General features: G+C 66.8%; 24 protein-coding genes. 15 read left to right on the top strand and 9 right to left on the bottom strand.

What is annotated here, in order from left to right; genetic code table 11:
* The gene (apbC, locus tag THITH_RS04265) at positions 1 to 1,092 is read right to left on the bottom strand and encodes an iron-sulfur cluster carrier protein ApbC (protein WP_006749087.1); all 1,092 of its coding nucleotides are present in this window, start codon (positions 1,090 to 1,092) and stop codon (positions 1 to 3) included.
* Between the two features lie 225 nt (positions 1,093 to 1,317).
* Between apbC and metG the strand changes: the two genes are divergently transcribed.
* The 11 genes from metG to THITH_RS04210 all read left to right on the top strand — a co-directional run bounded on the left by metG (position 1,318) and on the right by THITH_RS04210 (position 11,592).
* The gene (gene metG / locus THITH_RS04260) at positions 1,318 to 3,369 is read left to right on the top strand and encodes a methionine--tRNA ligase (RefSeq protein WP_006749088.1); all 2,052 of its coding nucleotides are present in this window, start codon (positions 1,318 to 1,320) and stop codon (positions 3,367 to 3,369) included.
* 173 nt (positions 3,370 to 3,542) lie between these two features.
* Positions 3,543 to 4,163, top strand: a complete 621-nt coding sequence (locus tag THITH_RS04255; RefSeq protein ID WP_025367269.1) for a methylthioribulose 1-phosphate dehydratase — start codon at positions 3,543 to 3,545, stop codon at positions 4,161 to 4,163.
* Positions 4,164 to 4,275: 112 nt separating this feature from the next.
* Positions 4,276 to 4,968, top strand: a complete 693-nt coding sequence (mtnC, locus tag THITH_RS04250) for an acireductone synthase (protein WP_006749091.1) — start codon at positions 4,276 to 4,278, stop codon at positions 4,966 to 4,968.
* Positions 4,969 to 5,141: 173 nt separating this feature from the next.
* On the top strand, positions 5,142 to 5,720 hold the full coding sequence (rsxA, locus tag THITH_RS04245) for an electron transport complex subunit RsxA (protein ID WP_006749092.1): 579 nt from the start codon (positions 5,142 to 5,144) through the stop codon (positions 5,718 to 5,720).
* 2 nt (positions 5,721 to 5,722) lie between these two features.
* Positions 5,723 to 6,307 carry an electron transport complex subunit RsxB gene (gene rsxB, locus THITH_RS04240; protein WP_006749093.1) on the top strand — a complete coding sequence of 195 codons (585 nt, stop codon included), beginning with the start codon at positions 5,723 to 5,725 and terminating at the stop codon, positions 6,305 to 6,307.
* Between the two features lie 52 nt (positions 6,308 to 6,359).
* Positions 6,360 to 7,925, top strand: a complete 1,566-nt coding sequence (rsxC, locus tag THITH_RS04235; RefSeq protein ID WP_025367268.1) for an electron transport complex subunit RsxC — start codon at positions 6,360 to 6,362, stop codon at positions 7,923 to 7,925.
* A complete protein-coding gene (rsxD, locus tag THITH_RS04230; protein ID WP_006749095.1) occupies positions 7,925 to 8,968 on the top strand; it encodes an electron transport complex subunit RsxD in 1,044 nt (347 codons plus the stop codon). The genes rsxC and rsxD overlap by 1 nt, the downstream gene beginning before the upstream one ends.
* Positions 8,961 to 9,710 (top strand): electron transport complex subunit RsxG, encoded by a 750-nt coding sequence (rsxG, locus tag THITH_RS04225; RefSeq protein ID WP_006749096.1) that lies wholly within the window; start codon positions 8,961 to 8,963, stop codon positions 9,708 to 9,710. The genes rsxD and rsxG overlap by 8 nt, the downstream gene beginning before the upstream one ends.
* A complete protein-coding gene (locus THITH_RS04220; protein WP_006749097.1) occupies positions 9,707 to 10,399 on the top strand; it encodes an electron transport complex subunit E in 693 nt (230 codons plus the stop codon). Before rsxG ends, THITH_RS04220 begins: the two co-directional genes overlap by 4 nt.
* 80 nt (positions 10,400 to 10,479) lie before the next feature.
* Positions 10,480 to 11,130, top strand: a complete 651-nt coding sequence (gene nth / locus THITH_RS04215; protein WP_006749098.1) for an endonuclease III — start codon at positions 10,480 to 10,482, stop codon at positions 11,128 to 11,130.
* A 39-nt stretch (positions 11,131 to 11,169) separates the two neighbouring features.
* Positions 11,170 to 11,592 (top strand): DUF1841 family protein, encoded by a 423-nt coding sequence (locus THITH_RS04210; protein ID WP_006749099.1) that lies wholly within the window; start codon positions 11,170 to 11,172, stop codon positions 11,590 to 11,592.
* A gap of 7 nt (positions 11,593 to 11,599) precedes the next feature.
* Here the strand turns inward: THITH_RS04210 and THITH_RS04205 are convergent, their stop codons facing one another.
* On the bottom strand, positions 11,600 to 12,055 hold the full coding sequence (locus THITH_RS04205) for a hypothetical protein (RefSeq protein ID WP_006749100.1): 456 nt from the start codon (positions 12,053 to 12,055) through the stop codon (positions 11,600 to 11,602).
* A 147-nt stretch (positions 12,056 to 12,202) separates the two neighbouring features.
* A complete protein-coding gene (locus THITH_RS04200) occupies positions 12,203 to 14,086 on the bottom strand; it encodes a thioredoxin domain-containing protein (RefSeq protein WP_006749101.1) in 1,884 nt (627 codons plus the stop codon).
* A 162-nt stretch (positions 14,087 to 14,248) separates the two neighbouring features.
* On the opposite strand from THITH_RS04200, the gene THITH_RS04195 reads away from it, so the two are divergent.
* Together THITH_RS04195 and THITH_RS04190 are read left to right on the top strand one after the other, a co-directional pair.
* Positions 14,249 to 15,241 (top strand): MerR family transcriptional regulator, encoded by a 993-nt coding sequence (locus THITH_RS04195; RefSeq protein WP_025367267.1) that lies wholly within the window; start codon positions 14,249 to 14,251, stop codon positions 15,239 to 15,241.
* Positions 15,242 to 15,310: 69 nt separating this feature from the next.
* Positions 15,311 to 16,774 (top strand): cryptochrome/photolyase family protein, encoded by a 1,464-nt coding sequence (locus THITH_RS04190; protein ID WP_006749103.1) that lies wholly within the window; start codon positions 15,311 to 15,313, stop codon positions 16,772 to 16,774.
* A gap of 45 nt (positions 16,775 to 16,819) precedes the next feature.
* Here THITH_RS04190 and THITH_RS04185 read toward each other — a convergent pair whose 3' ends face one another.
* On the bottom strand, positions 16,820 to 18,265 hold the full coding sequence (locus tag THITH_RS04185; protein ID WP_006749104.1) for a GntP family permease: 1,446 nt from the start codon (positions 18,263 to 18,265) through the stop codon (positions 16,820 to 16,822).
* A gap of 4 nt (positions 18,266 to 18,269) precedes the next feature.
* Entirely contained in the window at positions 18,270 to 19,346 is a 1,077-nt protein-coding gene (locus THITH_RS04180) for a patatin-like phospholipase family protein (protein WP_006749105.1), read from the bottom strand.
* Positions 19,347 to 19,955: 609 nt separating this feature from the next.
* Here THITH_RS04180 and THITH_RS04175 point away from each other — a divergent pair.
* Positions 19,956 to 21,011: a sulfite exporter TauE/SafE family protein gene (locus tag THITH_RS04175; protein WP_006749106.1), complete on the top strand. Its 1,056-nt coding sequence runs from the start codon at positions 19,956 to 19,958 to the stop codon at positions 21,009 to 21,011.
* A gap of 5 nt (positions 21,012 to 21,016) precedes the next feature.
* Positions 21,017 to 21,979 (top strand): lysophospholipid acyltransferase family protein, encoded by a 963-nt coding sequence (locus THITH_RS04170; RefSeq protein ID WP_006749107.1) that lies wholly within the window; start codon positions 21,017 to 21,019, stop codon positions 21,977 to 21,979.
* 26 nt (positions 21,980 to 22,005) lie between these two features.
* On the opposite strand, the gene THITH_RS04165 is transcribed toward THITH_RS04170, so the two are convergent.
* From THITH_RS04165 to THITH_RS04150, 4 genes are all read right to left on the bottom strand, one after another.
* Positions 22,006 to 22,260, bottom strand: coding sequence for an acyl carrier protein (locus tag THITH_RS04165; protein WP_006749108.1), 255 nt, complete (start codon positions 22,258 to 22,260; stop codon positions 22,006 to 22,008).
* A complete protein-coding gene (locus THITH_RS04160; RefSeq protein ID WP_006749109.1) occupies positions 22,257 to 23,741 on the bottom strand; it encodes a class I adenylate-forming enzyme family protein in 1,485 nt (494 codons plus the stop codon). Before THITH_RS04160 ends, THITH_RS04165 begins: the two co-directional genes overlap by 4 nt.
* Positions 23,742 to 23,744: 3 nt before the next feature.
* The gene (locus THITH_RS04155; protein ID WP_006749110.1) at positions 23,745 to 25,526 is read right to left on the bottom strand and encodes an NAD(P)/FAD-dependent oxidoreductase; all 1,782 of its coding nucleotides are present in this window, start codon (positions 25,524 to 25,526) and stop codon (positions 23,745 to 23,747) included.
* A gap of 150 nt (positions 25,527 to 25,676) precedes the next feature.
* Positions 25,677 to 26,246 (bottom strand): chorismate--pyruvate lyase family protein, encoded by a 570-nt coding sequence (locus THITH_RS04150; RefSeq protein WP_006749111.1) that lies wholly within the window; start codon positions 26,244 to 26,246, stop codon positions 25,677 to 25,679.
* Positions 26,247 to 26,561: the final 315 nt, after the last annotated feature.

Here is a 26,561-nt window from a genome sequence, read left to right as displayed (position 1 = left end):
TCAGGTGTTCTTGATCACGATGTTGGGGAACTTGCCGCTGTAGTCCTTGCTTTGCTCGGCCAGCTTCGCGCCGGTGCGGCGCGCGATCTCCCGGTAGATCTCGGCGATCCGGCTCTGCGGTTCGCGCACCACCGTCGGCTCGCCGCCGTCGGCCTGCTCGCGGATCTGGATATCGAGCGGCAGCGCGCCGAGCAGGTCGACTCCGAAGTCCTTCGCCATCTGCTCGCCGCCACCGTGACCGAAGATGTGCTCCTCGTGACCGCACTTCGAACAGATGTGGATGCTCATGTTCTCGACGATCCCGAGCACGGGCACGTCCACCTTTTCGAACATCTTCAGACCCTTGCGCGCATCCAGCAGCGCGATGTCCTGCGGCGTGGTCACGATCAGCGCACCGCTGACCGGGATCTTCTGCGACAGGGTCAGCTGCACGTCACCGGTACCCGGCGGCAGGTCCACGACCAGGTAATCCAGGTCGTGCCAGTTGGTGTCGCGGAGCAGCTGCTCGAGCGCCTGGGTCACCATCGGGCCACGCCAGATCATCGGCGTGTCCTCCTCGATCAGGAACCCGATCGACATCGCCTGCAGGTCATATTTCTGCAGGGGCTCCATGGTCTTGCCGTCCTGCGACTCGGGCTGGCCCGAGATGCCAAGCATCCGCGGCTGGCTCGGACCGTAGATGTCGGCATCCAGCACCCCGACCCGGCCACCCTCGGCGGCCAGCGCCAGCGCCAGGTTCACCGCGGTGGTCGACTTGCCGACGCCGCCCTTGCCGGAGGCGACCGCGATGATGTTCTTGATTCCGGGCATCGGCTTCAGGCTCTTCTGCACCGCATGCGAAACGACGCGGCTGGAGATCTGCACCTCCGCGCCTTCGAGTCCGCGCACGGTCTGCAAAGCCCGGTCGACCTCGGCACGCAACTCGTCGAAATATCCGGCAGCCGGATAGCCCAGCTCGATCACGACCGTCGCGCGGGCGCCGTCGATCTGGATATCCTTGACCGCGCCGGCGGCCATCAGATCCTTCTCGATGTACTTCTCCTGCACCGTTTTCAGGGCCGTTTCGATCTGCAGACGCGATAGCTCGGACATGGTTGCGTGGTTTCCTGATTTTTGTTTAGGACGCGCATAGTACCGGGCGTCAAGGGCGCCGCCAAATCACGCACAGGCCGGGGCAAAATCGGGGTCCGACGGGCACAACCCCAGGCCGGAACGGGGCACCGCAAACCCACGCCTCGACAAGACGGCACGCAGCCCCGAAAATATCGGGCTGCGCTCAGCGCCCGCCCGCTTCCACCTAAGGATCAGCCCCCCGCGATGACGCCCGTAGATCCCCCAACCCCGCGCCGGATCCTGATCACCAGTGCGCTGCCGTACGCGAACGGCCCGATCCACCTGGGACACCTGGTCGAGTACATCCAGACCGACATCTGGGCCCGCTTCCAGCGCGCCCGCGGCCACGAGGCGATCTACGTCTGCGCCGACGACGCCCACGGCACGCCGATCATGCTGAAGGCCCGCGCCGAAGGTATCGAGCCTGAGGAACTGATCGCGCGGGTCCGCACCGAGCACGAGGCCGATTTCGCCGAGTTCCTGGTCGGCTTCGATCACTACCACAGCACGCACTCGGAAGAGAACCGCTCCTGCGCAACCCGGATCTACGAGGGCCTGAAGGCTGGCGGCCACATCTCGGTGCGCACGATTCAACAGGCCTACGACCCCGAGGCGGGGATGTTCCTGCCCGACCGTTTCATCAAGGGCAGCTGCCCGCGCTGCGGCGCAGCCGACCAGTACGGGGATTCCTGCGAAGTCTGCGGCGCGACCTACAGCCCGACGGACCTGATCGACCCGGTCTCGGCGATCAGCGGGGCCCGGCCGGTCGCGCGCGATTCCGAGCATTACTTCTTCCGCCTCGCCGACTTCGAGGACTACCTGCGCGACTGGACCGGCTCCGGGCGCCTGCAGAGCGCGATCCGCAACAAGCTGAACGAGTGGTTCGAGGCCGGCCTCGCGGACTGGGACATCTCGCGCGACGCGCCCTACTTCGGTTTCGAGATCCCCGACGCGCCGGGCAAGTTCTTCTATGTCTGGCTCGACGCGCCGATCGGCTATATGGCCAGCTTCCAGGCCTACGCGCAACTGAAGGGCCTCGATTTCGACGCCTGGTGGGGCCCGGATTCAGACACCGAGCTGTACCACTTCATCGGCAAGGACATCGCCTACTTCCACACGCTGTTCTGGCCGGCGATGCTGCACGGCGCGGGCTTCCGCACACCGACCGCGGTGTTCTGCCACGGCTTCCTGACCGTGAACGGCCAGAAGATGTCCAAGTCCCGCGGCACCTTCATCCGCGCCCGCGACTACCTCGACCACCTGAACCCCGAGGCGCTGCGCTACTACTTCGCGGCCAAGCTCGGGGCCGGCGTCGACGACATCGACCTGAATCTGGACGACTTCGTGCAGCGCGTGAACGCCGACCTGGTCGGCAAGGTGGTGAACATCGCCAGCCGCTGCGCGGGATTCCTGACCAAGCGCTTCGACGGGAAGCTCGCCGACACCCTGCCCCGCCCCGACCTGCACGCGCAGTTCGCGGCGGCAGGCGACGAGATTGCGGCACTCTACGAAGCCCGCGAATACGCCCAGGCGATGCGCCAGATCATGGCGCTGGCCGACCAGGCCAACCAGTACATCGACGAGGCCCGGCCCTGGGTGCTGGCAAAGGACCCCGAGCGCGCCGACGAGGTGCAGGCGATCTGCACCCAGGGGCTGGACCTGTTCCGGATCCTGGTGATCTATCTGGCACCGGTACTGCCGCGGCTGGCGACCCGCGCCGGCACGTTCCTGAACCGCGCCGAACTCGACTGGGCGTCGCGCACACAGCCGCTGACCGGCGGCCGCATCCAGCCCTATCAACCCCTGATGACCCGGATCGAGCCGGCTGCGGTCGAGGGACTGCTGGCGGCCTCGAGTTCCAGTCTGGCACCGACGGCACCCACATCCCCACCCCGCGCCGAAGAGGCTTCCGCCATGGACCCGATTGCCGACACCATCGATTTCGAAACCTTCGCCAGGGTCGACCTGCGGATCGCCCGCATCGCAGCCGCCGAATACGTCGAAGGCGCGGACAAGTTGCTGCGCCTGACGCTGGACCTGGGCACGGAGCGTCGCCAGGTGTTCGCCGGCATCCGCTCGGCGTACCGGCCCGAGGATCTCGAGGGCCGGCTGACGGTGATGGTCGCGAACCTGGCACCGCGGAAGATGCGCTTCGGCGTTTCCGAGGGGATGGTGCTCGCAGCCGGCCCGGGCGGCGGGGATCTGTTCCTGCTCGCCCCCGACGAGGGTGCCCAACCCGGCATGCGCGTGAAGTAGGGTTCCGAATCGAGCCGTGTGACGACCCGGATGCGGAAATCGGTATGGGCAACGCCGGGCCGCGCTGCGATTTGCGGCGTTTCCGCGCCGCTGCGGGGTTGGCCGGCTGCGGGTGAGTGTTTTCTTACGTCCCGGGCTCGCGTAAGCTTCTGCCTTTTTCCGGCATATGCATGATTGAAGATTCCCTGGAATACAAGGCGCAGGTGCGGCTTCTCGCCGACGCCGGCCGGCTGTTTGCGCAGCGCGGATGGGTGCCCGCAACCGCCGGAAACTTCTCCGCGCGCCTGAACGAGGAGCAGATCGTGATCACCGTCTCCGGGCGCCACAAGGGGCATCTGGACGACAGCGGGTTCATGGTGGTCGATCTCGAGGGCAACATCCTGTCGCCCGGAAAGACGCCGTCCGCCGAAACCTTCCTGCATATCATCATGTACCGGCGCGACCCGAGCATCGGGGCGGTGTTGCATACCCACTCGGCAAACGCGACGGTGCTGTCCCGGCTGCTCCCCTACGGCCTCACGCTGAGCGACTACGTGGTGCTCAAAGCGTTTCCCGCAATCACGTCCGACGAGACCTCGCTGCATGTCCCGGTGTTCCCCAATACCCACGACGTGCCACAGCTGGCCGCCCAGGTGGACGACCACATGAACCGGCACCCCGGCGTCTCCGGCTACCTGGTCAGCGGCCACGGGCTCTACACCTGGGGGCGCTCGGTGGAAGCGGCAGTGCAGCACGTCGAGGCCTTCGAGTTCCTGTTCGAGTGCGAGATCCTCTCCAGGAGGCTGAGCCCATGACCACGCTCCACGCATACCCGGACACCGACCCGCACCCGTGCGCCCGCGTTGCCGACCCGGCCGGCATCATCCGGCGCTTTCCGACACGGGGCCAGCCCCCCGGACCGATGTCGTGATTCGTGCGGTGCTGCTGGACATCGAGGGCACCACGACCAGCCTCTCGTTTGTCCACGACACGCTGTTTCCGTATGCGGCCGAGCACCTCGGGGACTACGTGCGCAGGCACCGGAACGTGCCCGAGGTCGCCCGGCTGCTGGCAGATGCGCGCGCCTATGCCGGTGGCGACCTGGACGACGACGCGCTGGTCGAGCGGATGCGGGCATGGATCGTGGCCGATCAGAAAATCACGCCGCTGAAGAGCCTGCAGGGCCTGATCTGGGAAAACGGCTATCGCCAGGGCCACTTCCACGGACACGTTTATCCCGATGTTCCCGAAAGCCTGCAGCGCTGGGCACAGGCCGGGATTCGCCTGTACGCGTTCTCGTCGGGGTCGGTCCACGCCCAGAAGCTGCTGTTTGCACACACCGCGGCAGGCGACCTGACCCCGCTGTTCTCCGGGCACTTCGACACCCGAATCGGGGGCAAGCGCGACGCCGACAGCTACCGCCGCATTGCTGCCGAGATCGACCTTCTGCCGGAGCGGATTCTGTTCCTGTCGGACCTCCCCGAGGAATTGGATGCTGCGGCACAGGTTCGCATGGCAACGGCTGCCGTGCTGCGCGAGGGCATGCACGGGCCGGTCGGGAACCATCGAACCGCCGCCGACTTCACGGAACTGGACCTCCGCGCCGACCCGATGCATTAGAATCACGGGTAGCGCCCGGAGCGAGACCCCGGGCAGCACCTACCGGTGCGGGGCCAGGGTGGCCATCCCCTTGGACTCCCGGGGCAATCCCGGAATAGGCACGCAGGACGCCGGGTTGAGCCCGGCCTGCGGGCTGGCCGATACTATTGTTGAGCTACCCACTCGGAATTGCCGTGGAATATGCCCTGATCCTCATCAGCACGATCCTGGTCAACAACTTCGTGCTCGTGAAGTTTCTGGGCCTGTGCCCGTTCATGGGCGTGTCCCGGAAAGTGGAGACGGCGACCGGAATGGGCCTGGCTACCACCTTCGTGCTGACGCTGTCGGCGGTGAGCAGCTACCTGATCAACGAATACCTGCTGATCCCGCTGGGGCTCGAATACCTGCGCACGATCGCCTTCATCCTGGTGATCGCTGCGGTGGTCCAGTTCACCGAAATGGTCGTGCACAAGACCAGCCCGCTGCTCTATAACGTGCTGGGCATCTTTCTGCCGCTGATCACCACTAACTGCGCAGTGCTCGGCGTCGCGCTGTTGAACGTGCAGGAAGCGCACGGGTTCGTCGAATCGGCTCTGTACGGTTTCGGCGCTGCGGTGGGCTTTTCCATCGTGCTGATCCTGTTCTCCGCGATCCGCGAGCGCATCGCCGCCGCCGACGTTCCCGCTCCGTTCCGCGGCAGCGCCATCGCGATGATCACTGCCGGCCTGATGTCACTCGGGTTCATGGGCTTCTACGGGCTGGTGCGCCTCTAGCGATGCTCGCCGCCATCCTGACCATCGCCGGCCTCGCCACCGCCTTCGGGTTGATCCTGGGCTATTCCGCGCAGCGCTTCCGCGTCGAAGGGGATCCGATCGCGGACCAGGTCGACGCGCTGCTGCCGCAGACCCAGTGCGGGCAGTGCGGCTATCCCGGCTGCCGGCCGTACGCCGAGGCCATCGCCGGGAACCAGGCGGACATCAACCACTGTCCGCCGGGCGGCGAGGCCACGGTGTTGGCGCTGGCCGACCTGCTCGGCCGCGACCCGAAGCCGCTGGAGGCCGAGGCGCGCGAAAAGGCCGTCGCGGTTATCGACGAGAACACCTGCATCGGCTGCACGCTGTGCATCCAGGCCTGCCCGGTGGACGCGATCGTCGGCGCGGCGAAGCAGATGCATACCGTGATCGAGAGCGAATGCACCGGCTGCGAGTTGTGCCTGGAACCCTGCCCGGTGGACTGCATCGAGATGGTCCCGCTGCACCGCGACATCCGGGACTGGCGCTGGGCGCAGCCGTCCCCCTCGCCGATCGAGGCGCCGCGGCCCTCGCGCAGGTCCGCCGAGGCCGGGAGGGAATCCGCCTGACGGCGCGATTCCCCTAGCAGCCTGTCGGACTTGGGCTGCTAGAATGCGATCCATGCACCTGCACCGTTTTCACGGCGGCCTCACGCTGCCGGACCACAAGACCGAAAGCACCACCCGCCGCCTGCTGACGCTGGACATTCCGCCGGTCCTGTACCTGCCGCTGACCCAGCATATCGGCGAACCTGCCGAGCCCGTGGTCGGTCCCGGCGATACGGTGCTGAAGGGCCAGCGAATCGGGCAGGCCAGCGACTACATTGCCGCCCACCTGCATGCGCCGACATCGGGCCGGGTGCGCGAGATCGCGGACCATCCAGTGCCGCACCCGTCCGGTCTCTCCGCGCCCTGCATCGTGATCGAAACCGACGGCGAAGATCGCTGGCACGACGACCGGCTGCCGGCCTGGCCGGACTGGCAGGAACACGATGCCCGCAGCCTGCGCGAACGCATCCGTGATGCCGGCATCGTGGGGCTCGGCGGCGCCGCCTTCCCGACCGCAGTGAAGCTGAACCCGCGGCCCGGAAAAACCATCCACACGCTGGTGGTCAACGGCGCCGAGTGCGAGCCCTACATCAGTTGCGACGACACCCTGATGCGCGAGCGCACCGAGGCCGTGCTGGCCGGCGTACGCATCGTCGCGCACCTGCTCGGCGTGGAGCAGGTGCTGTTCGCGGTCGAGGACAACAAGCCCGACGCCCTGCGCGCCTTGCGCGACGCCCTCTCCAGCGACGATCGCAGCCGGATTCAAGTGGTGGCGATTCCGAGCATCTACCCTACCGGCGGCGAACGCCAGCTGATCCGGGTGCTGACCGGGCGCGAGGTGCCCAGCGCCGGCCTGCCGGCGGACCTGGGCATCGTCTGCCACAACCCCGGCACGCTGAAGGCCGTGGCGGACGCGGTGTTGGACGGCCGACCGCTGATTTCGCGGATCGTGACCGTGACCGGCCCCGGCGTGCGCGAACCGCGCAACGTCGAGGCGCTGATCGGAACCCCGTTCGCCGACCTGGTTGCCGCAGCCGGCGGCTATGCACCCGAGGTGAACCGGCTGGTGATGGGCGGCCCGATGATGGGCTTCGCGGTCGGCGACGACGCAGTGCCGGTGATCAAGGGCACCAACTGCCTGCTGGTGACGCGACCCCAGGATACGCCGGAGCCGGGACCGCTGATGCCCTGCATCCGCTGCGGCGAGTGTACCCAGGTCTGTCCGGCCAACCTGCTGCCGCAACAGATGTACTGGTTCGCGAAGTGCAAGAACTTCGACGCGATCCAGGAATACGGCCTGTTCGACTGCATCGAGTGCGGCTGCTGCGCGCAGGTCTGCCCCAGCAACATTCCGCTGGTGCAGTATTATCGCTTCGCAAAGAACGAAATCTGGGCGCGCGAGAAGGAGCGCCAGAAAGCCGACCTCGCCCGCGAGCGCTTCGAATTCCGGCAGCTGCGCCAGCAGCGCGAGGAACAGGAGAAGGCCGAACGGCTCGCGCGCAAGAAAGCCGCGGTCGCGAAACAGGCCCCCAAAGGCGAGAAGAAGGCAGCGATCGATGCCGCGCTGGAACGGGCGCGCGCGAAGAAGGCCGCCCAGACCGGTGAGAATCCGGCGGACAACGGAAGGCCCGACAGCTGATGCGCTTCGATACCCGCACGTCCCCGCACCTGATTCCCGGCCACAGCGTGGGCGGCGTGATGCGCCAGGTGCTCTACGCGCTGATCCCCGGCACGCTGGCGATGACCTGGTTCTTCGGCTGGGGGGTATTGGTCAACGTGATGCTGAGCGTGCTGTTTGCGGTCGGCTTCGAGGCGTTGATGGTGGCGCTGCGCCGGCGCCCGGTCGGAGCAACGCTGGCGGATTCCAGCGCCATTCTTGCCGGGTGGCTGTTCGCACTCGCGATTCCGCCGCTGGCGCCATTCTGGGTGCTGCTCACCGGCACCGCGTTCGCGATCGTGGTCGCGAAGCACCTCTACGGGGGACTCGGCTACAACCCGTTCAACCCGGCGATGGTCGGATACGTCGTGGTGCTGGTTTCGTTCCCTCGCGAGATCTCGCTCTGGCCCGCACCCGAAGGCCTGCTGCACGGGTCGATGACGCTGCTGCAGACGCTGCAGACCTCGCTGACCGGCCGCCTGCCGGACGGCATGGAGTGGGATGCGATTACCCGGGCGTCGCCGCTGGACCTGATGCGCGACGGCCTGGTGTCCGGCCAGACCGTGAGCGAGGTGACCCGCAGCCCGGTGTTCGGGTCCTTTTCCGAAACCGGCTGGGAATGGACCGGGAACCTGTTCCTGCTGGGCGGGCTCTGGCTGCTGTACCGGCGCGTGATCACCTGGCACATTCCGGTCGCGATGCTGCTGACGCTGGCGACCACGGCGGGAATCTTCTGGGTCATCGATCCCGATCAGTTCGCGTCGCCGACCTTCCACGTATTCAGCGGCGCGGCGATCATCGGCGCGTTTTTCATCGCCACCGACCCGGTGTCGGCCGCGACCACCCCGCTCGGACGGATCCTGTACGGTGCCGGGATCGGCCTGCTGACCTATGTGATCCGAACCTGGGGCGGGTACCCCGACGCGGTCGCGTTCGCGGTGCTGCTGATGAACATGGTCGCGCCCACGCTCGATCATTACACGCGCCCCCGAATCTTCGGGCACTCGCGGGACCGGCATGGCTAGGATCGTTGCCCGGGACGTGATCATCACCACCGTGCTGCTGGGCCTGTTCGCCGCTGCCGGCACGGGTCTGGTGGCCTGGGTCCATTCGGGCACCGAGGCCCGGATTGCCGAGAACCGGATCGCGGTCACGCGCATGCGCATCGCCGACGTGCTGGAGAGCCTCGACTACGACAACGATCCGGTCGGCGACCACGCGACGGTGAGCCATCCTCTCCTCGGCGGCAAGGATCTTCCGGTCTGGTTCGCACGCCGGGGCGACGAGGTGGTGGGCCTGGTGCTGTCGGCAGTCAGCGCGCAGGGCTACAGCGGCAACATCCATCTGCTGGTCGGTCTGGATACCGGCGGCAACGTGCTGGGGGTCCGGGTCACGCAGCACCGCGAAACCCCGGGCCTCGGCGACGACATCGAGGCCGACCGTTCGGACTGGATCCTGGGTTTCCGGGGTCGGTCGGTGGAGAACCCGCCGCTGGACCTTTGGCGGGTGCGTCGCGACGGCGGCATCTTCGACCAGTTCACCGGCGCCACCATCACCCCGCGTGCGGTCGTGACCGCCGTGCGCGACGCCCTGCTATATTTCCAGGAGCACGGCGACGCATTGCTGGCGACCCCGCCTCCGGAGCGTCCCGCCGAGCCGCAGCCGCTCGAACCGGGGAACGGAACCGATCCGATGACGCCGGCAGGCGCCGCCGAGCCGCCGGGCGCGGCTCCCGTTCAGCACCCGATCGAGACGACCCCGCCATGAACGAGCGCTATACCGATATCCTCCGCGAAGGACTTTGGACCAACAACCCGGGACTGGTGCAGCTTCTGGGACTGTGCCCATTGCTGGCGATCTCCGGCACGGTGGTCAACGCACTCGGGCTCGGCATCGCGACCATCGCCACGTTGGTGCTGTCGAATTCGCTGGTCTCGCTGCTGCGCGAATACGTGCGCCCGGAAATCCGGATCCCGGTCTACGTGTTGATCATCGCATCGGTGGTCACCGCAATCGAGCTGGTGATGAACGCCTACTTCCATGGCCTGTTCCTGGTGCTCGGCATCTTCATCCCGCTGATCGTGACCAACTGCGCGATCATCGGCCGCGCAGAAGCCTTCGCCTCGCGCAACTCGGTGCCACGCGCGGCGCTGGACGGGCTCGCGATGGGCGTCGGCTTCACCGGCGTGCTGGTTGCGATCGGGGCATTGCGCGAGGTCGTCGGCCAGGGCAGCCTGCTCGCCAACGCCCATCTGCTGTTCGGGGAATGGGGGCGCGGACTGCGCATCGAAATCTTCCCCGAGGAACACGGGTTTCTGCTCGCGTTGCTGCCGCCCGGCGCATTTCTCGCGATGGGCCTGCTGATCGCGCTGAAGAACCTGATCGATTCGCGTCTGGAGCAGAAACCGGCGGGATCGCCGGCACCGGAACCCCGGCCTGCGGAATCCGCGACCTGAGCGACACGGACGCAAGTCCGAACGCAGGAGAATGGCATGTCAGGATGTTTCCCCTGTTCCGGCGCCGCGCCGAGGGAGCCATGAACGCCGCAAAGCGGCGCGCGATCTACGAGCGCCTGCGCGAACACAACCCGGCACCCACGACGGAACTCGAGTACCGCAGCCCGTTCGAGCTGCTGGTGGCGGTGATCCTGTCGGCGCAGGCGACCGACGTCGGCGTGAATCGCGCAACGCGCGGGCTGTTCGCCGTCGCGAACACCCCCGAGGCATTGCTGCGCCTGGGGCTCGACGGGCTGAAGTCGCATATCCGCACGATCGGGCTGTACAACAGCAAGGCCGAGAACATCCTGAAAACCGCGGAGATCCTGCTGCGCGATCATGGCGGCGAAGTGCCACGGGACCGCGCGGCGCTGGAGGCCCTTCCCGGGGTAGGCCGCAAGACCGCGAACGTGGTGTTGAACACCGCGTTCGGCGAACCCACGATCGCGGTGGACACCCACATCTTCCGGGTCGCGAACCGGACCGGCCTGGCACCGGGCAAGACACCGCTCGAAGTCGAGCGCAAGCTGTTGCGGTTCACGCCGGCCGAGTTCCGCAAGGATGCACATCACTGGCTGATCCTGCACGGCCGCTACACCTGCCGGGCCCGGCGCCCGCTCTGCGGCCGTTGCGTGATCGTCGATCTCTGCGAATTCCGGGACAAGACGCCGGCCGAGGCGCCTGCCGCCTAGGCCAGCCGGCACCCTACGCCTGCACGATCAGGAGGCAACATGTTCGGCAACCGGGACCAGCTCCGCCGGCAGTTCATCGAAGCCTGGGCGAAGGCCCGCGACGGTCGGCCGCTGGATGGCCTCGACGCGCAGCTCGCACAGATCATCCGCGAGCACCCCGAGTACCACGACCTGCTCGCGGATCCCGAGCAGGCACTGCAGGCCGAGTTCCCCCCCGAGGCAGGGCAGAGCAACCCGTTCCTGCATCTGGCCATGCACCTGAGCATCCGCGAACAGGCGGCAACCGACCGCCCCGCGGGCATCCGCGAGATCCACCGGCGCCTGGGCCGGCACCTCGGCGTGATGGAGGCGGAGCACCGGATGCTCGAATGCCTGGGGCAGGCGCTCTGGGAAGCGCAGCGGGCCGGTTCGATGCCGGACGAAAACGCCTACCTGGAGTGCCTGCGCCGGATCGAGGGCTGAACGCGGCTCACGCGGGGAACAAGGCCTGCCACCAGCGGCGGCGGCTGCGGGTGGGCGGCATCGCGGCTTCCAGGTCGACCGGAGTGTCGCGCGACAGCACCCAGCCCGGCAACACCCGCAGCCCGGAGGAGCCGCAGCTCGAGCCGAGATTGTTGGGATCGAAGATCTTCACCAGACGTGGCGCGTCGGTGGAATCGACGTAGACCACACCGCAGTAGTCCTCTTCGTGTTCCGCGCGCAGCAGGGTGTCCACCTCGTGGATGAAACGGTCGAGTTCCGCGGCGCTGACCGGCCGGACCGGCGGTGGCTCGCCAATCGCGTAGACGTGCCAGGTGCCGTCCAGCTGCGCCCGCAAGCGCTCCCACAGGGCGTCCAGCTGATGCCAGTGCAGAATGCCGGTGAAGCCGCCGTTGAATCGTTCCAGGAATTCGTCGCCGATCCCGGCCTCGACGGAGGTCGTCATGCCGTTCTGTCCTTCTTTGAAATCGGCCGCGATTATCCCGCAGCCCCGGCGCCGGTGCACGTCCCCGCCGCGCACCAGCCGCTTCCCGCAGCGGGACGCGGCACCGGATGCGCGAGCCCCGGCAAACGCTGCGACCCCATCGTCGGCTCAGTCGTCGCTGGCGACGAGCAGGATCAGGCCCGCATGCGGCATCGGTTCGGCCTCGATCTCGCGACCGGGCCGCGGGTCGAACGCCGCCAGCCGCTCGTTCAGCGTTTCGCTTTGCTCGCGGTAGCTGCGCGTCAGCGCCAGCAGCGTCGTGGTGGGCGATGGCTCGTGCACGCCGGGATGGAAACGCCGGGACACCATCCCGGGCAGCGGTTGATCGCGCGCGGCACGCCAGCCGTGCGGGTCGGCGAAGGTTTCCCAGGCCGTCTCCAGCAACGGGATCACGACCTTTTCGACGCCTTCCTCTCCAGTGGCACGCGCCCAGTCGTGCAGCCCCTGCGCAAGCCAGGCGTAGTCCGCGAGTTCGGCCGCGCCGGCAACATCGGCCGGGGCATCCAGAAGCCGGGAAAGGTCCTGCGGGGGCCGTGCCTGCTCGCGCAGGCGCTGCGCAAGCGCGCTGCCCGCGCCAGCGAACGCAGGCTCCCCCGCCTCCTCGGCCAGCGCCGACAACAACAGCCCGTGCAACCCGGTCACCTGCTTGTCGTCACGCGGACGGCCGCGGGTGCCGCGAGCCTCGAGCAACTGGGCACGCCCCTGCTCGAGCTGCTCAGCGGCCTCGGCCGCGGTCAGGTCGAAGCGCCCGGCCAGTTCCGCCACCGTTACCTGGCGCATCGGCAGGTGGCCATGGTCGAAGGTCGGAACCCCCTCCAGCCCGAAGTAAATCGTGACCAGCGCTGGTTCGGGATGTCCGGCGAGTGCCGCTTCGACCTGTTCCGGGGTCCACAAATACACCCCGCCCTCGCGCCCGTCACCATCCAGCGCCGAGAGCCCGGATGCGTAGGCCGCCGGTGCATCCAACGCCATCTCGCGCAACACGAACTGCAGTGTCTCGCGACCGACACGGATCCAGTCCGGCCGATCGAAGGAAAGACCGGCGCGCAGATAGAGACGCGCCAGTTGGGCCTGATCGTCGAGCATGATCTCGAAGTGCGGCCGGCCCCAATCCGGCGTTTCCGAGTAGCGGAAGAAACCGCCGCCGATCACATCGCGCAGGCCGGCCCGCGCCATCTCGTCGAGTGTCACCGCGAGAAACTCGTCGGCCCACGGTGGCGCGTTGCCCTGGTCGCGGGCCTGCAGCAGCGCCGCCAGGGCAGGTGCACGGGGAAACTTCGACTGCGTCCCGAAACCACCGCCGAGCAGATCCGCGTCGCGCTCCATCGCGGCCCAGAGCGCCTGCGGCAACCGCGCCGCCCGGGAGGCCGACAGCGGCTCTTCGCCCGCGCGCATCCGCGCGATCAGTTCCACGCGTCCCTCCCGTGCGAGCGCGGTCAGTGCCTCGCGCTCGGCGCTCACGCGCGCACTGATTCGGTCCAGGAATGCCGCGAAGTCGTCACGGGGCGCGTACACCACGCCGGTCAGCGCATCGCCGGTCGGCAACACCACGACGTTCAGCGGCCAACCGGCGCTGCCTCGGGTCGCCCGCAGAAACTCGAGCAGGTAATGGTCGAGCGCTCCGTGCAACTCGCGGTCGATCTTCACCGGGATGAAGTCCCGGTTCAGCCGATCGGCGATACCCGTGTCCTTGAAACTCTCCTCGTGCATCACATGGCACCAGTGGCAGGCATAGTAGCCGCTGGAAATCAGCAGCGGACGGCCGGTGGCCCGCGCCTCGTCGAGCAGCTCCGGACTCCAGTCGCGCCAGCGTACCGGGTCATCCGCGTGGAGGCGCAGGTAAGGCGAGAGGCTCTCAGCCAGCGGTGACCGGGCTTCGGCCAGAACGGCCACCGGTCCTCCCAGCGCCAGCACGATCAGCAGCGCCAGCAGGGTCCGGCCTGCGGGCAGGTAGCTGCCCGTCGATGCCGGAAGGGTACGGATCTCGGTCATGCGGGCGCTCCTCGAAGGCTTGCTGGTATGGATTCTCCGCGATCCCGAAAAATTCCGTTTCGGCGGATGCCGCCGGGAATCCCAGTCCGACGGCTGCACCGGCGCTCGGGCCGCTCCGGCACGCGGATGGAAATAGTGTACAAATGTTATACACTGGTGCACATGTCCCGACCATCCGATCCCGACCTGCCGCCGAGCGATGGCCTTTTCCCGATCCGCCATGTGTGCGCGGAAACCGGTGTGAACCCGGTGACCCTGCGCGCCTGGGAGCGTCGATACGGGCTGATCCGGCCGCTGCGCACCCCCAAGGGCCACCGGCTATACAGCACCGAGGACATTGTGCGCATCAAGCGCATACTCGCGCTGCTCGACGAAGGAGTGGCGGTGTCGCAGGTGAGCCGCGTGCTCGAACGCGAACCGCGGCCCGCCCCAGCGGCACCGCCTCACGCCGGCCCGCGAATCGGCAGCGGGGAGGCTGCTGGCACAGCGCCGAACAAGGGCGCGGCGATACCGCTGCAGGATCCGGTCGCCAGCGTCCTGGTCGAAGCAAGCGCGGAACTGAGCACGGTACGGCTCGAACGCAGTTACGCACGCCTGGTGATGCGTCATGGTTGGGAAGGCGTGCACGAACACGCCTTTCTGGAGGCCTACGACGCGCTGCGCGAGGAGGCGCGACGCGATCCTGCCGCGGAAGCGCGGCTGGCGGTGTTTGCGACCTGGGCCACCGCCTCGTTCGCCGAGCAGCTGCGTGCCGCCCTGCTGCTCTGCGAAGGCCCGACCTGCCCCGCCCTGACCCCGGGCAACGGCCACCGGCGGCTTGCCGGGATGTTGTTCCTGCTCGCCAGTGCGCGCCAGGGCCTGCGGGTGCTGCCGCTGCTCGACGTCGTGTCGCCACAGGCGCTGCAGCAGCTAACCGACAGGGTCGCGGCACCGGCCATCTCGGTCTATCTCCCGTCCCTCTCCGCTCAGGGCATCGAGCGGGACCGGGTCCGCCAACTTCTGGGCCAGGACGGCGTCCCCTGCTTCGCGGCCGGTCCGGGGGCCCGCGAGCTGTCGCCGCTCCAGACCGACCGACGGCTTTCCGTGTTGCCTGAATCCCCGTTGGAGGCAGCCGATGTGCTTACCCGCGCGCTTCTGGGCCCGACACGCGCCTGACGGCCGCGGTCAGGGACCGCAGTCGGTCGCGCCGCGGAACCGGACAGGCCTCCGGTCCGGGTGGCGCCGATGACCGCGACGCTGGTCTGGCTGCGCCGTGATCTGCGCCTGGCGGACCAGCCGGCGCTGCTCGCGGCCGTGGAACGCGGGGCACCGGTGGTTCCGGTGTTCGTTCACGCCCCGGAGGAAGAAGCCCCCTGGCAGCCCGGTGCCGCGTCGAACTGGTGGCTGCATCACAGTCTTGCGCGCCTGTCCGAAGCGCTGGAGCGCCGCGGCAGCCGGCTGATCCTGCGCCGCGGCCCCACTCTGGAGACGCTGCGCGAGCTGGTGCAGGAAACCGGGGCCGACGCGGTGTTCTGGAACCGCCTCTACGAGCCCGCGGTGATCCGGCGCGACCGGCAGATCAAGCGCCGCCTGCGGGAATCGGGTCTGCGGGTCGAGAGCTTCAATGCCGCGCTGCTGCACGAACCCTGGTGCATCCGGTCCGGCAGCGGCGACCCCTACCGGGTGTTCTCGCCGTTCTGGAAATCCTGCCGGCAGGCGGGCATCGACGGCACGCCGCTGCCGGAACCCGAGGCCCTCCCGGCACCTCCCACGGCGGCAGCACGCCCCGGTGCCGCACCCTGGCCCGGGTCGGAGTCGCTCGACGCGCTCGGCCTGCTGCCCGAGCTGCGCTGGGACGCCGGCCTCGACCGGACCTGGACACCCGGGGAAGCCGGAGCGCACCGCCGCCTGCACGACTTTCTCGAAAACTCGGCGGAGCGGTACCACAGGCTGCGCGATCTGCCCGGGCAGCCGGGCACGTCGCGGCTGTCGCCGCACCTGCACTTCGGCGAGATCTCGCCGCGCCAGATCGTGCGCGCGCTGCGCGACGCGGGGCTCGACCCGGATTCGGGCAGTGCTGAGCCGTTCCTGCGCGAGATCGGCTGGCGCGAGTTCGCGCATCACCTGCTGTTCCACTTCCCGCACACCACGGAAGCGCCGCTGAACCCGCGTTTCGAGGCGTTTCCCTGGCGCGAATCGGAGCGGGATCTGCGGGCCTGGCAGCAGGGCCGGACCGGGATCCCGATCGTCGACGCCAGCATGCGCGAACTGTGGCAGACCGGCTGGATGCATAACCGCAGCCGGATGATCGTTGCTTCGCTGCTCACGAAGAATCTGCGCATGCACTGGCTGCACGGCGCACGCTGGTTCTGGGACACGCTGGTCGATGCGGATCTCGCCTCGAACACGCTGGGCTGGCAGTGGACCGCCGGTAGCGGTGCCGACGCCGCACCCTACTTCCGGATCTTCAACCCGGTGCTGCAGGGCGAACGGTTCGACCCCGACGGCCGCTACGTGCGCCGCTACGTTCCCGAACTGGAACGGGTGCCGGCCAGCGCGATTCATACCCCCCGCGGCGGCCGGGGACGGGCGGCGGACCCCGCGCTGGCGCTGGGCTATCCGCCCCCGATCGTCGACCTGCGGGAGAGCCGGCAAGCGGCCCTGGAAGCCTTCAGGCGATTGCCGACGCCCGGTGCCGGCCGGTCTTGACGTGCCGGCGCTCGCGCGCCGAGCGTTCGCACCCGCCAGCCCCTCTCAGAAGCTGCCGAACAATGTGCCGAGGGTGATCAACACGATCAGCGACAGGAACGGCACCAGCATCGCGGTCATCGCAAGGTCGAAGTAGGCCTGGCGGTGGGTCAGACCGGTGATCGCGAGCAGGGTGATCACCGCGCCGTTGTGCGGCAGGGTGTCGAGCCCACCGGTCGCGACCGCGGTCACGCGATGCAGCAGTTCCGGGCTGATGCCATGCGCCTGGGCCATTTCCAGGTAGGTCTCGCCCAGGGTCGACAGCGCGATGCTCATGCCGCCGGAGGCCGAGCCGGTCATGCCCGCGAGCACGTTCACCGAGATCGCAAGCGAGATCAGCGGGTTATCGCCACCGATGCCGACCACGCCATCGCGGATCGCCAGGAACGCACCGAGCGAGGCGATCACCGCGCCGAACCCGACCAGGCTCGCGGTGTTGAAGATCGGCAGCAGTGAGGCGTTGGCACCGTTGTCGACCGACTGCTTCAGCGCCGGCAGCCGATGCCAGTTCAGCGCGATCAGCACCAGCAGCGACAACACCAGCGCGGCCACCACCGACCAGATGCCGCGGACCTGCTCCACGCTGGTCTCGCCGTACAGCGGCAGCGCGAGGTACGCGGTATCCATACGCGGGATCACCAGGAAGGTGAACACCAGGTTGATCGCGATCACCAGCACCAGCGGCAACACCGCGACCGCGAAGGGCGGCGGACCGGCAGGGCGCTGCTCGACCGGCAGTTCCATCAGGTCGAAGCCCTCGCCGGCGGCGCGCTCGCGCAGCTCCTTGTCGGGCGCGAACCCGGCATCGGCGTGGTCGCCATAACCCTCGGCGGCGAGACGGCGGGCGCGGTACTGCAACCACAGCATCCCCAGGCCGAACATCACCGCGGCGGTGACGATGCCCAGCCCCGGCGCCGCGAATGGCGAGGTACCGAAGTACGGCATCGGGATCGCGTTCTGGATCGCCGGCGTCCCCGGCAGCGCGGTCATCGTGAAGGTGAACGCACCCAGCGCGATCGTCGCCGGGATCAGCCGTTTGGGAATGTCGGCCCGCCGGAACAGTGCGGCCGCGATCGGGTATACCGCGAACGCAACCACGAACAACGACACCCCGCCGTAGGTCATGACCGCGCAGGACAGCACCACCGCCAGGATCGCCCGGGTCGCACCGAGTTTCGCGATGATCGCGTTGGCCAGCACTTCGGCGCTGCCGGAGTCCTCCATCAACTTGCCGAAAACCGCGCCGAGCAGGAACACCGGGAAATACAGCGCGATGAAGTCCGCGGTGCTGCCCATGAACACCTGCGTATAACTCGCGAGCACCCTGCCCTCGAGACTCGCCACCACGGCAAAGGTGGCCAGCGCGGGCGCCAGAATCAGCAGGCTGATGCCCCGGTAGGCGAGGTAGATCAGCAAGGCCAGCGTGATCAGGATCACCAGGATGCCGAACATCGCATCAACCCTCGGTGGCCGGCGCCGGATCGTCGAGCGCCGGGGGCCGGAAGCTATCGGTGAACAGACTGGAGAGGTCGAAGGTGGACCGGACCCCGAGGTCGTCGAAATGGCGTTTCAGGAAGCGGTCGGCCCAGGCACGGCCGCGGTCCCGCAAATGCACCAGGTAGCCCCATTCCGCGTTCAGCTTGCTCGACGCCGCCAGATCCTTCAGTTCCTCGTGCGCATGGATCAAATGCACGTAGAGATCACGGTACCGCTCGGACTCGAGGCGCTCCGCCTCGATCAGCCGGTGCAGCAACTCGATCGCACGCAGTTCCTTGATCAGGCTGGCATTGAAGGTGATCTCGTTGATCCGGTTGATGATCTCTCGGCCGGTCCGGGGCAGTTCCTCGCGCACCAGCGGGTTGATCTGGACCACGATCAGATCGCGCGTGGCGGTGTCCTCGACCAGCGGATACAGCGCCGGGTTGCCGATGTAGCCACCGTCCCAATAGGCCTCGCCATCGATCTCCACCGCCTGGAACAGAAACGGCAGGCAGGCGGAGGCCATCACCGTCTCCACCGAAAGCTGCGGCTGGGTGAAACTGCGGCCACGGCCGGTGCGCACGTTGGTCGCGGTCACGAACACCTTCAGGTCCGGGCAGTGGTTCACGCGCTCGAAATCGACCGTTGCGGCGACCAGATCGCGCAGCGGGTTGATGTTCAGCGGGTTGAGCTCGTAGGGCGAGAACTGCCGCGTCAGCTGCTCGAAGAACAGGTAGGCGGGGGAATGGTCCAGGCTGTAGTGCTGGGTCATCCGGTCCCAGAGCGAGCGCTGGATCGGCGAGAACAGCGCCGCGTTGCTGACGGCCTTCCAGAAATGCGCGAGCGCCTCGCGGGCACCTTCGCGGCCGGCCCGGTCCAGCCCATCGGCCATCACCACGGCGTTCATCGCTCCCGCGCTGGTTCCGCTGACGCTGGCAATGCGAATGCGCGCGTCCTCCAGCAGGCGATCCAGCACCCCCCAGGTCAACGCCCCGTGCGCCCCGCCCCCCTGCAGTGCAAGGTCGACCGTCTTGCAACCGGATGCCGAACCCATAGCCGCCCTCCCGTAACAGGCAATGCCATATTGCACTGCACCAAGCACATTCCTGTCCAGTCGACAATCCGGTCGGCACGATGTACTGCAGCCCACCTGAGCGCCACGGAACATCAATTCGATTATCACAAACAATTCGCAACTATATGTTTTTTGGCCCCCTAAGTCGACGTTTAAGGTTTTACACGAGCCGATGACAGCAACTTGCTGATCCCATGAACGAATCGCTTCATACCCCGGTCATGTTCAGCGCAGCAGTTCCAGCACCCAAGACGTTACAGCGTCGATTGCTCGAGAAAGGTACACCCGTCGAAGCCCCCCCCGGAAGACCACGACGCCTCGGACCGTGTAAGATGGGCCGCGCTACCGGCGGACCGGGAACGCTACTGACTTGGCTCGGGCATTGTCCCAGGTGGCACGGATCCGCCAGCGATCATGACGATTCGCGGCGGCCCGAAAAATGAGACTCGGTCACGCAGGACTGTGCCCGTTCCCTCTCCCCAGCCCTCCCCCGCAAGTGCGAGAGAGCGTGATCATGGTAGAGGTGCACGCGATTTTCACTTGGACGGACGAACCCGCCGGGAACATGCACCATACGGAGCCGAGCCGATGAGTCGCATCACCTCCGCTTCGGGCCCGATCGGCCCGATGCTTCAGGGTGCGCTCGTTGTGTGGGCGGCATGGCTGCTGCTGATGTGGCATGGCAACCATTGGCACCTGTTTTCCGAAGGATGGTTCATGTCGGTAACGATGGCGCTGGGCTCGTTCATCGCCGGAGCGACCAGCGAAGGCGGCGGCGCAGTCGCGTTCCCGGTGATGACGCTGGTCTTCGACATCGAGCCCGCGACCGCGCGCGACTTCTCCCTGATGATCCAGTCGGTGGGCATGACTGCAGCGTCGTATACGATCATCCGGCTGGGAATCCCGGTGGAATGGCGGGCGGTGATCTTCGCAGCGATGGGAGGGGCGTTGGGCGTAATCCTGAGCCTCGAGTACCTTTCACCGCTGCTCCCGCCGGCACAGACCAAGCTGTTCTTCGTAAGCACCTGGGTCGGATTCGCCGCCGCGCTGTTCTGGATCAATCGAATCCCCCAGCGGGAAACCCACGCGCGGATCCAAGTCCCGGGATCGCGCGATTCGCTGCTGCTGTTTCTTTTCGGATTCGTCGGAGGCTGCATCAGCGGGCTGGTGGGCAGCGGGCTGGACATCATTACCTTCTCGCTGTTGGTGCTCGCCTTCCGTGTCTGCGAGAAGGTGGCCACGCCGACATCGGTAATCCTGATGGCGAGCAATTCGCTGGTAGCCTTCGCCTGGAAAGAACTGTTCGGGCCCGGCATGGCAGCGGACGCCTGGGCCTACTGGTACGTCTGTGTACCGATCGTCGTAATCGGCGCACCCTTGGGCGCACTGTTCATCCGCAACAAGTCGCGGGAATTCGTCGCGCGTTTCCTGTACATTTCGATTGCCATTCAGTACCTCTGGGCATTGATCGTCATCCCGATGAATCCCGTCCTCGCTGCCTTCAGTCTGTCCATGACCACCCTGGCTCTGCTGTTCTTCGGCTCGATGGCCTGGTTGGGCGCCAGGCGCCTGCAGGGTTCCATGGGTGCGGGAGGTTCAGCGCGTCTGGCGGCACAACGACAACGCCCGGATCACCTTTCCTGAACCCGATGGCGAGCTTCGACAAGCAGTCTGTAAAGCGCCTGCTGTGCCGCGTGCTGCCCTACCCTGCAGCGGCGCGCACCCTCGGGCTGGTCCTGAAACTCCCGGTTACTGAACAGCTGTTTCGGCGGCGCCTCCGCGCGATTGATTCGCTGCTCCGCCACATGGTCCAGCCGGGGCTGGACAGGGATGAGGCTCGCCGGCGCCAGCTGGGACTTGCCGTGCTGGGCTCCTGGCGCTACTGCGCCCTGACCCGGGCTCGGCGTTCAGTCTGGGAGCGGTATGTCACGCTCTCCGGCGTGGAGCGGGTCAACGAGGTCCTACAGAGGGGAAAGCGCCTGATCGTGCTCAACTCGCATTATGGACAGGGACACGTCGCCAACGTAGCGCTGGCTCGAATGGGACTTGACCATATTTCGTTGACGACCCGCGACCTACTCCGCTCAACGTACGGACTCTCGACGACCGGTAGTGGAGAGACCCTGCACTTCATCGAACTGGGCACAGACTCGCACCAGCTGCGCGCACTAGCCCAGGCCCGGGAGGCTCTCAATCGCGGGCAGGTATTGCAGATGGCTGGCGATGGCTTTCGCGGAGGCAGCACGATTTCCATCCCGTTCCTGCAAGGCCAGCGTGATCTGCGCATCGGCTTTGCCTACTTGGCATTGCTGATGGACGCCGAGGTGATTCCGGTGTTTGCGACTCTGGAACCTACCGGCCAAGTCCACGTCGATTTCGAGCATCCGCTGGCCAAACCAGTTCCGTACGAGGTTGGACGACAGGCCATAGAATCCATGGTGAAGGAATATGGCGCACGCCTGGAGGCCCGCTGGAAACAAGACCCGGGACAGGTCTCGGCGGACCAGATCCGCCAGTACCTAGCCGCGTTCAGCCCAGTCTCACGCGATGCAGACCAAGAGTCGCGAAGACCACGTGCGCAACGAGCCGCAGAGCCGACTCGGCGGGAATAATCCGCGGCAGGGCACACCGGACGTCATCATCCCTGGCAGCGCTGATCCGGAACGAACTTTCCCAGAAACCCGGTGATGCCCTCGATGGTACGAAAGGCCTCGTAATCGAGATCCGCATCACCGAGTTCAATTCCGAAGGCTTCTTCAAGCTCGGTGATCAGCATCATCGTCGCCACGGAATCGATATACAGATCAGCAGCGTCGTCGAGATCCGACACACCGGTCTCCATCACCTTGGCCACGGCCGAGCGGACCTTTTCACGAATCGTGTCGTGGGTCATAAATCCATCCCTTGCATTTTTAGCAACATGTCCGTGGAAACCTTACCAAGAGCGGTACGGGGTAGCGCGTCCAGGACATGGATCCGGCGTGGCACCTTATACGGAGAGAGCCGCTCGCGACAATGGCGGACCAGTTCCTGCTCGGGAACGCGAACAGCACCCGCCACGAACGCCCGCACAAGCTCACCGGCACTGGCATGGGGAGTACCGACGACGACAGCCTCGTCGATGGCGGCGTGCTCGCACAGCACGGCCTCCACCTCGGCAGGGTCGACCTTGTGGCCCGCACTGACGATGAACGGACGCAGCCGCCCCAGGATGCGGACGTCGCCATGGGCATCGCGCCGCGCCATATCCCCGGGTAGAAACCAGCCGTCGACGAAGCGTTCGCGGGTAAGCACCGGGTGGTCGGCGTAGCCCGTGGCCATCGCCGGACTGCGCAGCGCAATCTCGCCGTCGGCCTCGCCTTCCGTACACCCACCGATGCGGACTTCGCAACCGGGCAACGGCTGGCCCACCGACTCCCAGTTGTCTCCGGCCTCGACCGCCAGGTTGATCGCAACCGCGCCGGTCTCGGTCGAACCATACAATTGCCGCAACGCAACGCCGAAACCGGCGACGAAACGATCGTGGATATCGCGCGCCAGCGGGCTGCCTGCGGTAAAACAAAGCCGCAGCGAGTGTTCCGGACTACCCCGCATTGCCGCATCGCACAGGAGCGAGAACAGTGCCGGTACACCTGGCAGGATGGTGATACGTTCCCCAAGCACCAGGTTCAGCAGCTCCTTGCGACGCAGAGGCAGAGGTACCTCCCGGTTGTTTCCCGGCATCACCCGAGGCGGCAGAATGACGAGCCGGGCCCCGTTGCACAGCGCCAGCAGCAGGCAGTTGCCCAGCCCATGAGCATGGCACAGAGGAATCGCCGCGAGGGTTGCGTCGCCGGGTCCGACCCCAGCGGCCGCGGCCAGCATCTTGGATTCTTCGACGCAGTGGCGCTGGGTCCGTGTCACGCTTTTCGGTTCACCACTCGATCCCGAGGACCGCTGACACAGCAAGGGTCCGTCGGATCCGCTGACCGTCCGCAGCGGCGGCGCGACCGGAAGTTCGTGTGGAGCCAGGCACCGGGGGGGTCCGTCTGCGACCAGTGACCCTGCGAAATCAAGCGGGTGCTCGGTCAGCACCAGCCTGACCGGTCGCACCTGCGCCAACCGCAGGATCTCGTCGGCCGTCGCATCTGCGGCCATCGGCATCGCCAACGCGCCGAGCGCCGACAGCGCCAGAAACCCGATCACGAAATCCGGCCCGTTCGGCAGCCGCAGCACGACCGCATCGCCTTCCCTGACTCCGGCCCCCCGCAGGCGTCCGGCTTCCCTTCGCACTTCTGCAATCAGGTCCGCGTAGCTTAGCCGCTGCTCCCCGCATACCAGCGCGGTCGCGTCAGGCCAGGCACCGGCTCGGTGCGCGATGTAGTGGAACAGCACTGTTCAGCCTCCCACCACTTCGCTCTCGAGGAAGCGATCCAGCACCGGCGCCCGGATCATCGAGAGCAACGGGCGCAGCATATCGTCGAGGTCGTGCCGGGGATTGTCCCGGGCGAGCAGCCCGTCGACTTCCCAGCGCCCGGGGTCGAGCCCGACCGCCCAAGCGTTGAGCCGCAGATCGTCGGGCACCCGTGCGAGCAAACCCGGCCGGCAGTCGGCCAGCGCGAGCAGGAAGATGACCAAGGTGAATCGCTCCATCAGGGCGAGGCTATCGCGATGATGGGCAAGCAGCGTGGCCGCGTCCATCTCCTTGCGGAAACCGGCCTGTCGCGCGGCCCGGAAGAAGGGCAGGCGGGTGAAATCCAGGTACTCGAGCCGAACCATCTGCGTCTGCGCCCGCGACCACTCGTTCATCAGCCTGCGCAGGCGTCTGCTGAGAAAATAGAAACGCCCCGTCTCGGCCCGCAGACGCAACCGCATTTCGGGGTCGTCGTACAACGCATGCGTCAGCAGCGGTGCATTGAAGAGCCAGCCCGCCAGCGTGTCCCAGAGAACCTTCAGGGTGGCAATAACCGGATGTCCGAAGTAGTCGTACGACGACTGGATGGCGTCGGTAAGCCCGAGACAATACTGTGTGAAGAAGCGGTTGGCTGCATCGATTTCGCGTGCGCAAGGCGTGCCGCGGAAATCCTTCTCGATGAAATTCACGGTCATCGAGTTGGACAATGCGATCACTTCGAAACCGGTGCCATACAACGGGTCGGGGAATGCGGCGGCCTCCCCGATGCAAGCCCAGCGCGACGCCGAGAACGCCTGCCGAGTCACGTAGCTGTAGTTGGGCATCTTGGCGAAGTCGCAGAGCTCATGCCCCTGCAGCGCTGCCGCGAGCAGCGGCTCGTTGCGCTCGATCCAGCCCATGCACTTGTCTGGGGTGTTAAAGCTGGTATAGGGATGATCCTTTCCGTTCGAGACAATGCCGATGCTGGTGTATCCGCCCGGCAGGGCGATCAACCAGACCCAGTAGCCGGGTCCCACGAGATGGCAAGTCGCATGATAGCGGCGGGCCCCGTTGCCGGCCCGTGAGTGCCACGATTCCGATTCTGGCGCCACCCAGTCCTCAACGTCGATCTCGGTGGCGACCCGAAACCAGACCGAGCCATACCCGGGGTTGTGCTGCGTGAGCCCCATGCGCCGGCGCAACAAGGCCCGACGCCCCGAGCCATCGACAAGCCAGCGGGCATGCAGCCGCCGCATACCAGTCTTGCTTTCGATCCGGATCTCGTGCCAGGCACCATCATCTGCCGCCAACTGGAAGTCCGCGACGTTGCCCCCTTCGATCAAGTGAATCGCGCGCTCCTCCAGCAACCCCCTCAGATCGTTCTCCAGCCGGCCTCGGTCGACAGAATACGCATACGGCGTCAGGAACCGCGATACGCCGATCTCCGGGCGGGCATCGAGCGAGTGGCCGGGAGTATCGCCCTGGAAGTACATGCGCAGGCCGAGCTTGCGCACGTGCCGCTGCTCCAGATAGTCACCGATCCCGATGACCTCGGTGAGATACCAGGCACCCGCCTCCGTGGTAGCCTCGCCCACCTTGAACGCGGCCCGGGGCAGCGGCCGTTCCAGCCGGTCGACCACGGCAATCGAGACCCCGGGAAGCCGCTGGCGCAGTTGCAAGGCGAAGGTCAGACCGGCAACACCCGCACCGCAAACGACCACATCCCACTCGGACGCAACCTCGTGGACTTCGATAGCGGATCTGGTGCGAGAGACGGCTTCATTCATGACCTGCGCTCCCTGAAGCGGCAGCCTTTACTGTGCCCCGTCGGCACCCGCCGGTCGAGCCCCGACCCGCAGCTGCATACGGTCTCGCCCGACCTGTACACACTGAGCGAGAGCCCCGGACCGTTCGCGCCGACTCCGGCCCATGGTAGGTCACCGGCCCGGCCCCGCGCGCCAGAGCCACGGAAGGAAGAACTCACTGACCAATAAAGGCTGCCGCTGGAGGGTAAAAACCGAACGCCGCCCCCACAGCACCTCGTCCCCAGCGGCGCCACTCTGGGCATGAAGGAAATGACCCGGGGTTAACCGAATAACCTCCACCTCTCCGCGGGTCATCGTCGGATCCGCGAACAACACCTCGCCGAGTGGACGCGCACCGAGGCGCGTCAGGCGCCTGAGACCCCGTTCGAGTGAGGGAAGCGGGATCACTGTGCGCGCATGCACCCACACCACCCCCTTACAACACAACCGCACCTGCCGCACCATGGCCACTTCATGGCTCGGCCTGCCCAGCGCCAGGGCCTCGTCGCGCAGAGGCCGCATCAGGCGCTGCTCCAGCAGATCAAGGTGAAAGCCATCCGGGCACCCTTGCCGCAGGCGTTGGGTCAACGAACCCGGCTCCAGCAGCCACCCGCGCACGAGGCCGGGCACCGATGAGCGGTGCAATCGACAGCCCCGGTACCAACGGGCATGCCGCAAGGCCGCGGAGCGGGAAATGCTCATGACGATCGGTCGATGCAAGCCCCCGATGACCTTACCGTTTTCCGGAAGCGTTCGGGAGATGGCGCATCGGCAAGCACCTCTTCCACTGCACACCCAATAGCGCGCGCGGACCACGGTTGGCGAGCTGCCGGCCAGCATCGGGCGCTTGCCAGCGGATTCCTGTGCATTTTGGATAGTCACGCGACACGTTGTAACCTAATCTGATCATGATTCCCATAAATCGCACCCCTGCTCTCATGCGTCCAACCATCGTTGACATTCGTGGCCCAGGTCAACTCGCTGCTACCAGGCATCGCGTGGGCACATACTCGCACG

Origin of the sequence: Thioalkalivibrio paradoxus ARh 1 (assembly GCF_000227685.2) — a bacterium.
GTDB lineage: Bacteria > Pseudomonadota > Gammaproteobacteria > Ectothiorhodospirales > Ectothiorhodospiraceae > Thioalkalivibrio > Thioalkalivibrio paradoxus.
Note: the sequence above shows the minus strand (reverse complement) of the source record. Positions and strands in the feature narration are given on the sequence as shown.

Excerpts from the sequence above, each read along its gene's own strand:
- THITH_RS04150 (WP_006749111.1), bottom strand. The coding sequence starts at position 26,246 with ATGAGCATTTCCCGCTCCGCGGCCTTGCGGCATGCCCGTTGGTACCGG.
- THITH_RS04185 (WP_006749104.1), bottom strand. The coding sequence starts at position 18,265 with ATGTTCGGCATCCTGGTGATCCTGATCACGCTGGCCTTGCTGATCTAC.
- rsxD (WP_006749095.1), top strand. The coding sequence starts at position 7,925 with ATGCGCTTCGATACCCGCACGTCCCCGCACCTGATTCCCGGCCACAGC.
- THITH_RS04165 (WP_006749108.1), bottom strand. The coding sequence starts at position 22,260 with ATGACCCACGACACGATTCGTGAAAAGGTCCGCTCGGCCGTGGCCAAG.
- THITH_RS04205 (WP_006749100.1), bottom strand. The coding sequence starts at position 12,055 with ATGACGACCTCCGTCGAGGCCGGGATCGGCGACGAATTCCTGGAACGA.
- THITH_RS04170 (WP_006749107.1), top strand. The coding sequence starts at position 21,017 with ATGGCGAGCTTCGACAAGCAGTCTGTAAAGCGCCTGCTGTGCCGCGTG.
- THITH_RS04155 (WP_006749110.1), bottom strand. The coding sequence starts at position 25,526 with ATGAATGAAGCCGTCTCTCGCACCAGATCCGCTATCGAAGTCCACGAG.
- rsxC (WP_025367268.1), top strand. The coding sequence starts at position 6,360 with ATGCACCTGCACCGTTTTCACGGCGGCCTCACGCTGCCGGACCACAAG.
- THITH_RS04180 (WP_006749105.1), bottom strand. The coding sequence starts at position 19,346 with ATGGGTTCGGCATCCGGTTGCAAGACGGTCGACCTTGCACTGCAGGGG.
- metG (WP_006749088.1), top strand. The coding sequence starts at position 1,318 with ATGACGCCCGTAGATCCCCCAACCCCGCGCCGGATCCTGATCACCAGT.
- THITH_RS04200 (WP_006749101.1), bottom strand. The coding sequence starts at position 14,086 with ATGACCGAGATCCGTACCCTTCCGGCATCGACGGGCAGCTACCTGCCC.
- THITH_RS04190 (WP_006749103.1), top strand. The coding sequence starts at position 15,311 with ATGACCGCGACGCTGGTCTGGCTGCGCCGTGATCTGCGCCTGGCGGAC.
- apbC (WP_006749087.1), bottom strand. The coding sequence starts at position 1,092 with ATGTCCGAGCTATCGCGTCTGCAGATCGAAACGGCCCTGAAAACGGTG.
- THITH_RS04210 (WP_006749099.1), top strand. The coding sequence starts at position 11,170 with ATGTTCGGCAACCGGGACCAGCTCCGCCGGCAGTTCATCGAAGCCTGG.
- THITH_RS04220 (WP_006749097.1), top strand. The coding sequence starts at position 9,707 with ATGAACGAGCGCTATACCGATATCCTCCGCGAAGGACTTTGGACCAAC.
- THITH_RS04195 (WP_025367267.1), top strand. The coding sequence starts at position 14,249 with ATGTCCCGACCATCCGATCCCGACCTGCCGCCGAGCGATGGCCTTTTC.
- rsxB (WP_006749093.1), top strand. The coding sequence starts at position 5,723 with ATGCTCGCCGCCATCCTGACCATCGCCGGCCTCGCCACCGCCTTCGGG.
- nth (WP_006749098.1), top strand. The coding sequence starts at position 10,480 with ATGAACGCCGCAAAGCGGCGCGCGATCTACGAGCGCCTGCGCGAACAC.
- rsxG (WP_006749096.1), top strand. The coding sequence starts at position 8,961 with ATGGCTAGGATCGTTGCCCGGGACGTGATCATCACCACCGTGCTGCTG.
- THITH_RS04175 (WP_006749106.1), top strand. The coding sequence starts at position 19,956 with ATGAGTCGCATCACCTCCGCTTCGGGCCCGATCGGCCCGATGCTTCAG.